The organism is Enterococcus sp. DIV1368b, from assembly GCF_050529595.1.
Taxonomy (GTDB): Bacteria; Bacillota; Bacilli; order Lactobacillales; family Enterococcaceae; genus Enterococcus_B; species Enterococcus_B mundtii.
In genome coordinates this window covers 2,925,913-2,940,000 of record NZ_CP172883.1, presented here as the reverse complement: position 1 = coordinate 2,940,000, position 14,088 = coordinate 2,925,913, and the positions used below count along the sequence as shown (strand labels likewise).

The 14,088-nt window shown below is 37.3% G+C and carries 4 protein-coding genes, 25 tRNA genes and 1 riboswitch (1 of these 30 only partly in view); all 29 genes read left to right on the top strand.

All coding sequences use genetic code 11. The annotated features are described in order from the left end of the window. Window positions 1-61 (top strand) — tRNA-Val (locus tag IGJ19_RS13545); it begins 12 nt to the left of the window's first position. A 3-nt stretch (window positions 62-64) separates the two neighbouring features. Beyond that, window positions 65-137: transfer RNA gene (locus IGJ19_RS13540), tRNA-Lys, on the top strand. A 7-nt stretch (window positions 138-144) separates the two neighbouring features. Then, window positions 145-226 (top strand) — tRNA-Leu (locus tag IGJ19_RS13535). Window positions 227-252: 26 nt separating this feature from the next. After that, window positions 253-325, top strand: a tRNA-Thr gene (locus IGJ19_RS13530). 10 nt (window positions 326-335) lie between these two features. Further along, window positions 336-407: transfer RNA gene (locus IGJ19_RS13525), tRNA-Gly, on the top strand. A gap of 17 nt (window positions 408-424) precedes the next feature. Next, window positions 425-510 (top strand) — tRNA-Leu (locus IGJ19_RS13520). Between the two features lie 10 nt (window positions 511-520). After that, window positions 521-594: transfer RNA gene (locus tag IGJ19_RS13515), tRNA-Arg, on the top strand. Window positions 595-603: 9 nt separating this feature from the next. Beyond that, window positions 604-677, top strand: a tRNA-Pro gene (locus tag IGJ19_RS13510). A gap of 17 nt (window positions 678-694) precedes the next feature. Continuing rightward, window positions 695-767: transfer RNA gene (locus tag IGJ19_RS13505), tRNA-Ala, on the top strand. Window positions 768-795: 28 nt separating this feature from the next. Next, a tRNA-Met gene (locus tag IGJ19_RS13500) sits at window positions 796-869 on the top strand. 14 nt (window positions 870-883) lie between these two features. Continuing rightward, window positions 884-957 (top strand) — tRNA-Ile (locus IGJ19_RS13495). 22 nt (window positions 958-979) lie between these two features. Continuing rightward, window positions 980-1,069 (top strand) — tRNA-Ser (locus tag IGJ19_RS13490). An 11-nt stretch (window positions 1,070-1,080) separates the two neighbouring features. Beyond that, a tRNA-Met gene (locus tag IGJ19_RS13485) sits at window positions 1,081-1,154 on the top strand. An 18-nt stretch (window positions 1,155-1,172) separates the two neighbouring features. Continuing rightward, window positions 1,173-1,248: transfer RNA gene (locus IGJ19_RS13480), tRNA-Asp, on the top strand. A 1-nt stretch (window position 1,249) separates the two neighbouring features. Further along, window positions 1,250-1,320 (top strand) — tRNA-Gly (locus IGJ19_RS13475). Window positions 1,321-1,332: 12 nt separating this feature from the next. Beyond that, window positions 1,333-1,406, top strand: a tRNA-Ile gene (locus tag IGJ19_RS13470). Window positions 1,407-1,430: 24 nt separating this feature from the next. Continuing rightward, window positions 1,431-1,518 (top strand) — tRNA-Ser (locus tag IGJ19_RS13465). A 14-nt stretch (window positions 1,519-1,532) separates the two neighbouring features. Continuing rightward, window positions 1,533-1,604, top strand: a tRNA-Glu gene (locus IGJ19_RS13460). 13 nt (window positions 1,605-1,617) lie between these two features. Continuing rightward, a tRNA-Ser gene (locus tag IGJ19_RS13455) sits at window positions 1,618-1,707 on the top strand. Window positions 1,708-1,719: 12 nt separating this feature from the next. Continuing rightward, window positions 1,720-1,793 (top strand) — tRNA-Met (locus IGJ19_RS13450). A gap of 18 nt (window positions 1,794-1,811) precedes the next feature. Beyond that, window positions 1,812-1,884, top strand: a tRNA-Asp gene (locus tag IGJ19_RS13445). 3 nt (window positions 1,885-1,887) lie between these two features. Beyond that, window positions 1,888-1,960: transfer RNA gene (locus IGJ19_RS13440), tRNA-Phe, on the top strand. Window positions 1,961-1,964: 4 nt separating this feature from the next. Further along, window positions 1,965-2,035, top strand: a tRNA-Gly gene (locus IGJ19_RS13435). An 11-nt stretch (window positions 2,036-2,046) separates the two neighbouring features. Continuing rightward, a tRNA-Ile gene (locus IGJ19_RS13430) sits at window positions 2,047-2,120 on the top strand. Between the two features lie 20 nt (window positions 2,121-2,140). Further along, a tRNA-Glu gene (locus tag IGJ19_RS13425) sits at window positions 2,141-2,212 on the top strand. Between the two features lie 1,459 nt (window positions 2,213-3,671). Beyond that, complete coding sequence (locus tag IGJ19_RS13420; protein ID WP_161642679.1) at window positions 3,672-6,473, top strand: hypothetical protein; 2,802 nt, start codon at window positions 3,672-3,674, stop codon at window positions 6,471-6,473. A 153-nt stretch (window positions 6,474-6,626) separates the two neighbouring features. Next, a complete protein-coding gene (locus IGJ19_RS13415; protein ID WP_430604215.1) occupies window positions 6,627-9,488 on the top strand; it encodes a hypothetical protein in 2,862 nt (953 codons plus the stop codon). Between the two features lie 362 nt (window positions 9,489-9,850). Further along, window positions 9,851-12,628 (top strand): hypothetical protein, encoded by a 2,778-nt coding sequence (locus tag IGJ19_RS13410; RefSeq protein WP_430604214.1) that lies wholly within the window; start codon window positions 9,851-9,853, stop codon window positions 12,626-12,628. A gap of 171 nt (window positions 12,629-12,799) precedes the next feature. After that, window positions 12,800-12,880: riboswitch (SMK box riboswitch) on the top strand. Then, entirely contained in the window at window positions 12,878-14,071 is a 1,194-nt protein-coding gene (gene metK, locus IGJ19_RS13405; RefSeq protein WP_071867913.1) for a methionine adenosyltransferase, read from the top strand. Its footprint overlaps the riboswitch before it by 3 nt. Window positions 14,072-14,088 lie beyond the last annotated feature (17 nt).

Below are 14,088 nucleotides of genomic sequence, written 5' to 3'. Positions count from 1 at the left end.
CAGCTGGGAGAGCATCTGCCTTACAAGCAGAGGGTCAGCGGTTCGATCCCGTTAACCTCCATATGAGCCGTTAGCTCAGTTGGTAGAGCATCTGACTTTTAATCAGAGGGTCACAGGTTCGAGCCCTGTACGGCTCATATTTTTGCGGGTGTGGCGGAATTGGCAGACGCACTAGATTTAGGATCTAGCGCCTTACGGCGTGGGGGTTCAAGTCCCTTCACCCGCATCATATGATTTATTCTATTTTTTTACGCCGGCTTAGCTCAGTTGGTAGAGCATCTGATTTGTAATCAGAGGGTCGAGGGTTCAAGTCCTTTAGCCGGCATCGTAAATACGCGGAAATAGCTCAGTGGTAGAGCACCACCTTGCCAAGGTGGGGGTCGCGGGTTCGAACCCCGTTTTCCGCTTTGCCAATGTACTACGCGCCGGGGTGGCGGAACTGGCAGACGCACAGGACTTAAAATCCTGCGGTGAGTGATCACCGTACCGGTTCGATTCCGGTCCTCGGCATTACAAATATGCGCCCATAGCTCAATTGGATAGAGTGTTTGACTACGGATCAAAAGGTTAGGGGTTCGACTCCTCTTGGGCGCGTTAGTTTTACGGGAAGTAGCTCAGCTTGGTAGAGCACTTGGTTTGGGACCAAGGGGTCGCAGGTTCGAATCCTGTCTTCCCGATTAGTAAATAGTTTCAAGGGGCCTTAGCTCAGCTGGGAGAGCGCCTGCTTTGCACGCAGGAGGTCAGCGGTTCGATCCCGCTAGGCTCCATTTCATTTAAATAATGAATACTTTTTTTCGCGGTGTAGCTCAGCTGGCTAGAGCGTCCGGTTCATACCCGGGAGGTCGGGGGTTCGATCCCCTCCGCCGCGATTATTTAAGAGCCTGGACCTTTAGCTCAGTTGGTTAGAGCAGACGGCTCATAACCGTCCGGTCGTAGGTTCGAGTCCTACAAGGTCCATAGCGACGTTGTATTTCATATTGGAGGATTACCCAAGTCCGGCTGAAGGGAACGGTCTTGAAAACCGTCAGGCGGGTAAAACCGTGCAAGGGTTCGAATCCCTTATCCTCCTTTTCATATTATCGCGGGATGGAGCAGTCTGGTAGCTCGTCGGGCTCATAACCCGAAGGTCGTAGGTTCAAATCCTGCTCCCGCAATTAAAAACTAAAAACATTGGTTCCGTGGTGTAGGGGTTAACATGCCTGCCTGTCACGCAGGAGATCGCGGGTTCGATTCCCGTCGGGACCGCCACGCGGGTGTAGTTTAGTGGTAAAACCACAGCCTTCCAAGCTGTTGTCGCGAGTTCGATTCTCGTCACCCGCTTTTAGTTTTTATGGGCCTATAGCTCAGCTGGTTAGAGCGCACGCCTGATAAGCGTGAGGTCGATGGTTCGAGTCCATTTAGGCCCATTTATTCAAAATCTTAATGGTTTTGGGGAAGTACTCAAGTGGCTGAAGAGGCGCCCCTGCTAAGGGTGTAGGTCGGGAAACCGGCGCGAGGGTTCAAATCCCTCCTTCTCCGTTTCATTTTTATCTGGCCCGTTGGTCAAGCGGTTAAGACACCGCCCTTTCACGGCGGTAACACGGGTTCGAATCCCGTACGGGTCATTAGCTTTATATTGGAGGATTACCCAAGTCCGGCTGAAGGGAACGGTCTTGAAAACCGTCAGGCGGGTAAAACCGTGCAAGGGTTCGAATCCCTTATCCTCCTTTTTCATATTATCGCGGGATGGAGCAGTCTGGTAGCTCGTCGGGCTCATAACCCGAAGGTCGTAGGTTCAAATCCTGCTCCCGCAATTAAAAACTAAAAACATTGGTTCCGTGGTGTAGGGGTTAACATGCCTGCCTGTCACGCAGGAGATCGCGGGTTCGATTCCCGTCGGAACCGTTTGGCTCGGTAGCTCAGTTGGTAGAGCAATGGATTGAAGCTCCATGTGTCGGCAGTTCGATTCTGTCCCGCGCCATACTGCGGGTGTAGTTTAGTGGTAAAACCACAGCCTTCCAAGCTGTTGTCGCGAGTTCGATTCTCGTCACCCGCTTTAGTTTTTATGGGCCTATAGCTCAGCTGGTTAGAGCGCACGCCTGATAAGCGTGAGGTCGATGGTTCGAGTCCATTTAGGCCCATTACTTTCATATTTTTACCTGGCCCGTTGGTCAAGCGGTTAAGACACCGCCCTTTCACGGCGGTAACACGGGTTCGAATCCCGTACGGGTCATCGAAGATACTTCATGTAAGTATCTTTTTTTTGCTCTTTGACAAGTAGTGTTGGCGAGTTCAAATTAGAAGAATTTCATCGAGAATCAATCGAAGCAGAAATAGGCTTCGATTGATTCTTTTTTTTTTGGATCGATCTTGGAAAACCTAGCCCTGGATCAAGTCAATATGGTAAAAAAAATGGAAGGAATGGCGGTATCTATCAGTCACTCGTTTGCTGACCTTAATATTATTGTTCCTTCCAATGTCCCGTTACTATAAGGTATTTAGAAGGTATTTTTGATTCCCTTTCTATATTTGATCACTTTCATCCTACATCTCATATAACCCGCTGTTGGTTGATTATCTAACCCTACATGAATCATGTAGGAGAAGGTCTACCTTCTTTTTTCAGAAAGCCAATTCTTTGGAAAATGATTTTTTTGTCTGTTAAACTAAGTAATTTTTTGTAGGTTCATCCATGGAGATATCCTTTCTTGAGCAGCTTTGTTTTTATCAGTTTACTTCATTATAGAGACTGTATCATCAGAGCCTGTATCATCTTTTGGCTGTAGAGCTGAGAAAATGATTATTCTCATCATATAAATCTACTATTTTCTTAAACCTATCAATTTGCTGATGTTATGGGAGAGTATTTTTTTCGTGATTTTAAAATAAATGGGTAATTTTTATAGGAGTAGTCACTATACTATAATTAGTTAGAATGTACGAAATATGACGTCATAAATCCATAAATTTTTAACTAGATGATAGAAAAATTTAGTTAGAAGGATTATATGGTAGGAGAAGAAGCAACAGAAAACCATAGAAATGTTGCTGGTTTTAAAAAAGAAATAAATAGGCTACCTTGTAGGTCAGAAGATTTTTTCATTCCTTAGGAACAAATTGGTACAAAAATTATCAAGCAAAAAGAGACTCGGAACTTGAAAGTCAGCGCTCAAATAAGAAAGTAAATGCAAGTAAAAAGATACGATGAGTAGGGAGGGAACCTGTTTAGTCAAAACAAGTAATATCTATAAATTAGAAAAGAAGATTCGATAGATACATCGAAAACAAACCAATTTTCGTCCGCACTATCCCCCTATTAACCGTCAACTGAAATGAAGCTTGAAGATAATGGCGTTGTATCCATAGAAGCAGAAGCGACTCTACCCTAACTTCAAATCATATCCCGAATGATTGAAACCTGTTGTACCTATCAATGTGACAATGCTGGACATACAGCGAATAGAGATGACGATCTTAGTTTGGATTTAGTTACAGTGTCGGTTATACGAGCATTCATCAAACAAAAAAGTAGGTGTATCGAATTTGTTTTATCTGAATAGACGTCTCGTATTGAACCAAATGAGCGTAGTCAGCAGCCGTAGAATCGGAAATGTAGAAACAGAAAATAAACATTGATCTGATAACTTTTAAAATTGGGTAGAACTATTTACAGAATTTTGGCAAAGGAAAATATGAATACCGAAAAAATGATGAAAGAAAACAATAAAAATGAATTTCTCCAAAAACTACAGATATTAACATTAACACTGTCGTTAAAGGAAAATAATCAAAGAGTTGCTTCACCAGATTTTTATAGTTCACTGTATTCAACGTACATAAAAATGCTAGAAAATGATGATGATCAATCCTTTATTGATATAGAAAACCAGTCAAAAGTGATTGATTCACTGAAAAGATCTATGGATTTTTATAGCAGTGATCATCCAAGTTTTCTACAGAAAATCATTGAAAAAATGACCAATGATGATCCAACAGACTTCATGCTTTTCCAAAATTTGAATAATCTAGATAAAGATGGAAATAATTTACAACATTATTGTGGCTGGATCGTTTATAAAAGGGAAAATGATTTGTTTGTTGTTCAAGTAGATAGAAAAGAGAAATTTGGTGTAGGACAGGTGTCATATGCTAGGATTCCACTAACAAAAGCAGCTTGTTTAAGTGAACTATTTTTTTTGAAGTTGAACGTGCAAAATTCAGATGAGTTCTCTTTATTCCATGGGATCAAGTCAATTTCAGCTGGGTTTCAGGAAATTCCTGTTTTAAATAATAAAGTAAAAAAAGGAATGGACAATCCGGTCAGTGCCTTAGAAGATATCTTAAAAATACTATTGTTCCATTATATAGCAGACATTTTTTCGTTAAATACTACTGATATGATAAGGTCACTCTGGCATGGGGCTAATATTCAGCTGACTATACAAATACGTGAAAGTCTTCTTGCAGCGATAAAAACGGACAATCAAATCTGGAATGACCAATTTGACTACATTTTTGACTATTATTTGTATCAAACTGGAAATATTGGAATCAATGCAATTTTACCTAGTAATAAACAAAATGAGTGGCGGGACAGTATCAAAAAAAGTTTTAATAGTGATCCTTATATCCTTGCATTGATGAGTAGTGATGGAAAGATTTTGGATATAGATGAGGAGCTATTGCAAAAAAATCTTGTCTTAACCGTCAAACCATTAAATGTACTGTATGATAGAGAACTCCCATTAGTCAGTTCGATTGAATTGATGAATACACTCTATCATGATGGAATAATGATCACTATCTATGAAGATCGGTTGACTATGATCAAGAACCCTATAGCAAAAGAAATGAATCAACGTTTCCTTTCAAGACTACAAGAGCGATACCAAGAAATAAATAAAGAAATGAAACGACGTATCATAAAGAATCAACCAGAAGAACTAACTCTGGAAAGTAATAGTTATAGTTTAGTTCAGCTAGGAACAAACGTAGTATCAACAAATGATAGTAGTTTTGTTCAAACAGAAATAATGAAACAACAGAAAAAATATGTTTTTTCACGAAACATAGATATGTTGGCTTTAACGTTATCGTTAAAATCCAATGATGATATCAATTGTTTCCCAGGAATTTATGATCTATTATTTTCGACCTACATTAAAATGATCAAAAATGACCAAGAAGATTTTTTTATTGATAAGCAACGGCAACCACATATTATACAGTCCTTACAACGAACGATAGAGATTTATAAACTAACAAACATAGAAGACTTACATAATATTTTTGGGAATTTAAGAAATAATGATCCAACGGACTTTGTACTGTTTCCAGCTTATTTTCATATGTTAGATCCAAAAGAAGGCGGGCATATTTGTGGATTGACCATATATAAAAGAGACAATGAATTTATGATTATGCTAGTAGATAAAGAGTCTTTTTTTGAATCAGGTGCAGTCTCTTATGTTAAAGCACCGTTAAAAAATATTCAGGAGTTAAGTCAAATTATCTTCTCTGCACGAGAATTTTTTGATTTTAAGCCATATGGTATCTTAAGAAATATCGAAGCTATTTCTCATAAATTTAAAGCGATCCCATCGATAAAATTAGCCCATCAAACTACTGGTAATTGTGGAATTATTGAAATCGAAGCTACTTTGAGATTGATTTTATTCCACTGTAAAAAGGATCTCTTTGCTTTACAAACGTGTGATCGAATCACACCAAAATGGGGTAAAGATAGTCAATATTCAGCAACCATAGAGATGAAGGTACGATTTGTTGAGGCAATGAAAGGAACAGATCAAGAATGGAATCAAAATTTTGATTATGTATTGGGTTATTATCTTTATCGAAAAAAACAATCGATAAAATGGGGAGAAGCACAATTATCTATACATAAAGATTATTGGTATACAACCATACGTCATTTATATTCTAATGATCTTTACATTGTAGAAATACTGAATAGCGGGGGAATGATCCCAGCTGACTTTGATGTATCTTTAAAAGAGAAAATGATAGAACTCGTAGGAAAAGCAGGTATATTGTTGAACAGAGAAATCAAAGCAGTCGGGTTATCTGACCTATACAAAGAAATTCGAGAGAATACCTATGAACTAGAATTATTAAAAGGAAGACTCTCCTTTCTCAAAATCCCTGTGGCAAAAGAAATGTTAGACTACTATATTGCTCGCATAATGATAAAGAATATAGAAATAAAGAAGGAAATCAATCGACGTATCGGCATTGAACCAAAAGAATCTACCTGCCAAATGATGGAACGTCTGCCAATAATATCCCCTCCTGCTAGCGTTCAAAGCCCTCCACTATCATCACCTACTTCTCAAAGAACAACAGGGACTATGGTATCTGTGTCGAATCGTTTTATTTCAATGATTGATCAAGTAAAACAGGTGTCAAAAGATAAAAATCAGCGTTTAGTCAGTAAACAAGTCAAATGTAAAGTGCAGAATACATTGACAAAGTAACTGATGGATCTTGAAAAATATAAATTGTGGTTTTAATAAGTCAAACAATAGAGTTCTTTTAGTTGTGAACTTACTTAATAAATTGACGGATAACGATAAGTTCGTAATATGGTATGGGAAATCCAAAATCACTACCTAGGAGGAGAGAATGATATGGACACGGAAGATGAATTTATTAAAAGACTAGATATGCTAGCTTTAGCACTATCACTGGATACAATGTCGGAAAACTTTCGTTCATCATTAGGAATGTATGAATTGGTTTTTTCAACGTATATCAACATGATCAAGAACGATCCTGATGGATTTTTCACTGAGAAAGGGCAACGGGCGAGAGTACTTGAATCATTACAACGATCAAAAGAATTCTGTAGCATTGAAAATAGAGAGAACCTGAAAAAATTGTTGGAAAATATGAGGGATAATGATCCAACAGATTTTATGATATTTCCTATTCCTCTTAAGAGTCCGATTAGCGAATATATGATGCCTCAGTTAAGTACCTTAACAATCTATAAAAGAGAAGATTATTTTGTTGTGACGAAGGTAGAGAATGGACAACAGGATGAGCTAAGACAACTGGATTATTTTTGGATACCTTTAATGGACGTAGTTAGTTTGTGTGAAATTATCACATTTGATCGGGATGCTTTTGGGTCAATTGATTCAGAAGTACCCAATATAGTTGATGAAATCAGAGGAATTTCAGACCAATACCAAGTTACGTCTACGCCCGTTGATAAAAAAGAAACTATAGCGTTCAATGATCATTGGATCGGTAAAGTAGAGAGTGCTTTGAGGATCATTTTGTCCAATTGTCGCACAAATGAATTTTTTATTGAGTCCACTATACAACCGCTCCCAACATGGAACATGAAACATCCTGATCCGAATATTGAAATGAAAAAAAGATTTCTTGAAGCGGTCAAAGGTAAGAAGCAAGAATGGAACGAACAGTTTGACTATGTTTTTGATTACTTTTTATATAAGAAAAATCGATTGATTGAAAATTCTGTCGTAGCAACAGAGAGTTTTTATCCACCGTGGCCGAACATCGTTGAATTCCTATTTGTAGAAGATCCCTATATAGTAGCATTGCGTAAAAGCAACGGTGATATTTCAAGGACTGTTAGCACGGAACTATCTTATCTAAGAAACAGAATGGAAATGTCCGTAGTAGATGTATTAGATACATTAGACCAATTAGATGGGGGAGAGGTCATCGATTTACCATTTAATGAGTTAGTAAATGGGCTTCATAAGAATCGCGAAATCATTAGCGTTTATAGAGAACGATTACCTCTAATCAGACTTCCGATCGCTAAGGAGATGACTCAACTTTGTCTTTCAAAAATGGAAGTTCGCTCTGAAGAAATAGAGGGTGAATTAAAGCGTCGTATGACAATAAGAAGAAAACTGGATGAAAGCAGTAGAATCACGCAGTTTGTCTCCAAAGTAGTACCAACTAGTATCATGGATTATATCACTCCGAACCAAGAGACAATGGAGCAAAGACAAGAATTTGCAAAACGAGTGGACATGCTAGCTATGTCATTATCGTTGAAACCGAATGATCAATCATTTGTTTCACCGGAAAGTTACGAATTACTATTTTCAATCTATGCGAAGATGATCAGAACAGATTATAATAATTTTTTTGTTGATCGAATACAAACAATGAATATTGTCCATTCGTTAAATAGAACAATACAGTTGTATCGCATGGATGGCGCAGAAAGTCTCCAAACTATTTTCGAAAAACTGAAGAATTATGACCCTACCGATTTTATGCTTATTCCGGTAGCTTTTTCCACTGATCATCCACAGAAGTATTTTGGTCATGTTTGCGGTCTGACGATTTACAAAAAAGAAAATAATTTTATTGTGATGAAAGTGGATAAAGAACAGTCCTATCGTACAGGTGCGGTATCATATGTGAAAGTTCCTTTTGAAAAGGCAAGAGCGCTAAGTCAATTGCTTTTTTCAGAACGTCATTTTTCAAATGAAAAACCATACGATATACTTAAAAAAATTGAAGGATTATCACATGAGTTTCGCCCGATTCGAGCAATACAACTCAAAGAGCAAACCATTGATAATTCCGTCATTAGTGAAATAGAAGCATCGTTGAGAACTATCCTGTTTAATTGTAAAAAAGATATATTTCGTTTGAATGACCAGGAGAAGGTAACACCAAAATGGGGCAAGTTGAATGAGCCTATTTTAGCAAGGCCTCAGAGACACCAAAATTGGTGGATGGAAGATCTTGGAACAACTTTAACAATGAAAGAGAGATTTCTTTTGGCAGTTCAAGGAATTAATGGAAATTGGAATAAGAATTTGCGATATATCTACGACTATTATTTTTATTTTAAAAATATATGTAAAAAAATGGAACATTCAGGAATTGATCAAAAACAAGCCCTTCTTAAGAATATCCGATATCTTTTTCAGCATGATCCTTATATTCAAGAAATGGTAAACAGCGGGGGGCAGATTCCAACGATCTTTGATGAACAACTAAGAAAAAAAGTAAAGAAAATGGTTGAATCAATGGGATCGGTACCTGAGAATGTCCTGAGAGTAATGGAGACATCTAAGATCCAGCAAGAAATTCTAATTAACACGTATGTGCAAGGTTTTATAAAACAACGCATCCCATTTATCAAAATTCCGGTAGCCAAAGAAATGTCTGAACACATGGTTTATTGTACCGAAATAAAGAACGACAGATTGCAAAGAGAGTATCAGCGCCGTGTGGATCTCGCACAAAAGAAACAAAAGGAAGAACCAATCTATCGCTCTACCACTATGCCAATTACAGAAACATCAAGTCCAGTTGCACACAGCTCTCGTACCTCACCTAATTTGCTAGCGAGAAGTACAAATTTTGGTGATACTCTAAAAGGGCACTTTTCGGAACTATGTGATCGAGCAAAAAATTTATCTGGTTCTGTAAGCAATAATCTAGTAAGAGAAGCAACAAACAAGAAGAATCATAGACAAGAAAAGTGATTTTGCGTTATTTATTTTAATGGAAAGTGATGAGAGGATCGAAAACAATAACTATGGAAATGAATGGATAAAAAATCAGCTAAGTTCGCTTTAAGCTTGGCACTAAAAAAGATACAAGAGTTTTGATTCATTCGAAGAGCATAGATTGCTGATTACAACTGATATATCAAGTGAGCATATAAAGAAATACATACGAGAAAGGATAGATTTAAATACCTACCATAATATGCAAGGTATTTGTCCGTCCGTTCTATCTTTTTAACAGCCCAAAATGGGCTATAAAATGTGTCATATTTTGTTAGCAATACGATGAATGTTGCAACAAAAACTAAAATTATTTATTTTGGAGGTAACTATGAATAATGAAAAAACAATCGAAAAAAGAACGAATGGAAATAAATGATTTTAAGAAAAGAATTGATATACTTGCCATGAATCTGTCTTTGAAAGAAAATGATCGCTTTTATGACGGACTAGAAATGATTTTTGCACTGTATGAAAAAATGATCCAAAATGATCAAGATGCCTTTTTCATTGATAAGGAACGAAAGGCACACATTATTGAATCATTAAAATACTCGAAACAGATTTTCGAGATCAAGAAACCCATGAAGATACAAGAATTATTACTAAACTTGAGAAGTGATGACCCCACAGACTTTCTAATTTTCCCGGCTACTTTTTCTGTGTTTGAGCATAATCTATCTGCTCATCTATGTGGCTTGATCTTCTATCGGAAAAACAATCATTTATTGGCGATCCAAGTAGACAAACAAAGATACTTTAAACAGACCGTTGTTTCCTATACCCAGATACCGCTAACGAAGATCGAGCACTTAAGTAAAATACTCTTTGTTAATCGAGATCATTACGGACACAAACCTTTTGATATATTTAAAGATATCGAAGCAATTTCAGCAGCATTTCAATCTATTCCAACAATACAAATGAAAGAACAGATGACAGGGAATTGTGTGATTCTGGAATTAGAGGCTACGTTAAAATTAGCCTTATATCACTGCCAAAGAGATATATTTTCGATTGATATAAATGAGAGAGTGACACCGACATGGAACCTAGTTCATCCGAATCCAACAGTAGAAATGCGCGAAAGGTTTCTTAAAGTAGTCAAAGGAAAAAACAAAAAATGGAATGCTCAGTTTGATTATATCTTTGGCTATTATTTATACCGAAAAGGGTATGCTATAGAAACTACGATCATCCATCACCACAGACAAGAAAAAATTTGGTATAAGCTTATTGAAACGGTTTTTAAATTGGATCCTTATATCCTCGCTATACAAAATGGTAATGGAGATCTTCCAATTCTAAATGAAGCGAAATTAATCAAAAGACTTGATCGAGCAGTAGAATCATTAAGTGAACTTTATGAAGAGGATATTAAGGAGGTTGCTGATGATAAGTTAGTGCTCATGCTCAAATTTGATGGATGTTTACGATCCATCATCAAAGAACGATTAGCATTCATAAAAATTCCAGTAGCTAAAAAAATGAATGAACATCTACTTTTAAGGATTGATGAGCGTTTTCAAGAAAACTACGCAGAAATAAAGAGACGAACAGAATTAAGAAAAAAAGAATGGGGATTGCTAAGTGATAAAGGGTGGTTGGTTCAGTTTGCAGAGAAGTGGATACCAAGGACTAGCGCCTATTTTTTACCATCAGAGATGGGGGAAACAAAACAGTTATATGAATTTGCAAGAAGAATGGATATGTTAGCATTAACTTTGTCGCTAAAGAGTAATAAGGATTATTTTGTCAGACCGGAAAATTACATATTATTATTTTCAACTTACATAAAAATGCTCAAAAATGACAAAGATGGCTTTTTTATTGATAAAAAAAGGCAACTATCTATCATTCAGTCATTGGAACGAACGATTGCGTTGTATCGTTTTGACCGAATGGAGAAGTTAAAAATTGTTTTAGAGAATTTGAGAAATAATGATCCGACAGATTTTATGCTTTTTCCGACGAGTTATCCTACGTTAGCTTCTGACCAAGCTGGACATGTCTGTGGGTTAACTGTCTATAAAAAGGATGACCAGTTTCTGGTGATGCAAGTAGATAAGAAAAAAGAGATTGGTGCGGGGGCTGTATCTTATGTGATGGTATCAGCTACTAAAGCTGAAGAATTGAGTAATATTTTATTTTCTGCACGGGATTTATTAAATTTCTATCCATATGGAACATTAATAAAAATCGAAGCTCTCTCTCTCCAATTCAAAAAGATTCCTGCCATAAAATTGGAACCGCCAACGACTAATAATTATGGAGTAAGTGGAATCGAAACATCTTTAAGATTGATTTTGTTCAATTGTAATGATTGCCTATTTGAATTAGTTGATGGCCCTAAAATAACGCCAACGTGGAATAATAAGCATAAGAACGCAACTTTTGAGATGCAGAAAAGATTTCTTCATGCAATGAAGGAACACAATCGGGAATGGAATAAAAACTTTGATTATGTTTTTGGTTATTGTCGATTTAGAAATTCGATATATGCGCATGCGCAACAATCGGGTAGTAGTCTTAGTAAAGATGAATGGTATCGAAATATCCGTTCATTATACAGAGAAGATCCTTATATAAAGGTAATCTTGAATAGAGGTGGCAGTATTCCACCAACAGTCGACGAACAAATAACAGAAAAAATCTTAAAAGTAGCAGAGGCACCGGGGACATTATATCAACGTGAGATCAGTGAAGTTGATTTGTCGGACTTGCATCGCGCACTTCTAAGTATTAGACATGAAATAAGTCTCATAACAGATCGAAACACCTATACCCAGATACCAATAGCAAAAGAAATAATCGATTCTTCGATTGATTTTCTTCAGGAAAAAACAATAGAAATTCAGAAAGAAATCAATCACCGCAACAGAATTGAAAAATTTAATCACACAAATCAAATAAGTAAACAATGGATTCCCTTACCTTGGCATAATACCAGTAGGCAAGCTGTTCACACACTGGCAACTGCTTCGGAAGAAGTTGCTATTTGTTCCTCACGAGAAAATCGATTCTCTTATATGCTTTCTCAAGTCAAACATCAGGCAAAAGTAACAAGTAAAGATCTAGCCAGAAAGCCAGCAATAAATGAACTAAAAAGGCAATAGAAAAAGAGCCAATTAAATACGTTCAATAACTGATTTTACGAACTAAAACACACGAACTCCTTCTATTTATTTATTCTAAAAAATTCGTTTCCTTATCATTTTTACAACTTTCTCTTTTTTCTAAAAAGTAACAAAAAAACGAGCGTAAAATCTGTTTATCTGCTATACTTGACTCGTTGCAAGTTCCCGAGAGGATCCGTACGAACGGAGATGCCTTGTAACCGAATTTAACTAGGGGGAATCATAATTATGGTAGAAAGACATTTATTTACATCAGAATCTGTTTCAGAAGGACATCCGGATAAGGTCGCTGATCAAATCAGTGATGCGATTTTAGATGCGATCCTAGAACAAGATCCAAATGCAAGAGTAGCTTGTGAGACGTCTGTAACAACGGGGTTAGTTTTAGTATTTGGCGAAATCTCTACGACAGCATATGTGGATATCCAAAAAGTGGTACGTGAGACAGTCAAAGAAATTGGTTATACTCGTGCAAAATTCGGCTTTGATGGTGATACTGTAGCAGTATTGGCAGCAATTGACGAGCAGTCACCAGATATCGCTCAAGGGGTGGATGAAGCACTTGAGATCCGTGACGAAAAAGAAAGAGATTTATTAGATGAAATCGGCGCTGGTGACCAAGGGTTGATGTTTGGTTTTGCAGTGGACGAAACACCAGAATTGATGCCTTTACCAATTGCTTTAAGTCATCGCTTAGTACGTCGTTTAGCTGAATTGCGTAAATCAAAAGAATTAACATATTTGCGCCCAGATGCAAAATCACAAGTCACTGTAGAATATAATGACCAAGGACAACCAGAAAGAGTCGATACGATCGTTATTTCGACACAACATGATGATGCAGTTGATAATGCAACGATTCGTCAAGATGTCATTGAAAAAGTGATCAAAGAAGTTATTCCAGCAGAACTACTGGATGAACAAACAAAATATTATATTAACCCTACTGGACGTTTTGTAATCGGCGGACCTCAAGGAGATGCTGGATTGACAGGACGAAAAATCATTGTTGATACGTATGGTGGGTATGCCCGTCATGGCGGCGGTGCTTTCTCTGGTAAGGATGCAACGAAAGTTGACCGTTCAGCAAGTTATGCGGCACGTTACATTGCGAAAAATATCGTAGCAGCAGGACTTGCTCGTAAAGTAGAAGTCCAATTGGCTTATGCAATCGGTGTCGCTCAACCCGTTTCGATCTCAATCAATACCTTTGGAACAGCAGAAGTGCCAGAAGAAGCGTTGATTGCTGCGGTAAGAGAAAACTTTGACTTACGTCCTGCGGGAATCATCGAAATGCTTGATTTGCGTCGTCCAATCTATAAACAAACAGCCGCATATGGTCATTTTGGACGTACAGATGTTGACTTGCCATGGGAAAAAACAGATAAAATAGATGCATTAAAAGCTAGTTTAGCTAAATAATTTATGTTTGAATTGAA

Excerpts from the sequence above, each read along its gene's own strand:
- IGJ19_RS13420 (WP_161642679.1), top strand. The coding sequence starts at position 3,672 with ATGAATACCGAAAAAATGATGAAAGAAAACAATAAAAATGAATTTCTC.
- IGJ19_RS13415 (WP_430604215.1), top strand. The coding sequence starts at position 6,627 with ATGGACACGGAAGATGAATTTATTAAAAGACTAGATATGCTAGCTTTA.
- IGJ19_RS13410 (WP_430604214.1), top strand. The coding sequence starts at position 9,851 with ATGAAAAAACAATCGAAAAAAGAACGAATGGAAATAAATGATTTTAAG.
- metK (WP_071867913.1), top strand. The coding sequence starts at position 12,878 with ATGGTAGAAAGACATTTATTTACATCAGAATCTGTTTCAGAAGGACAT.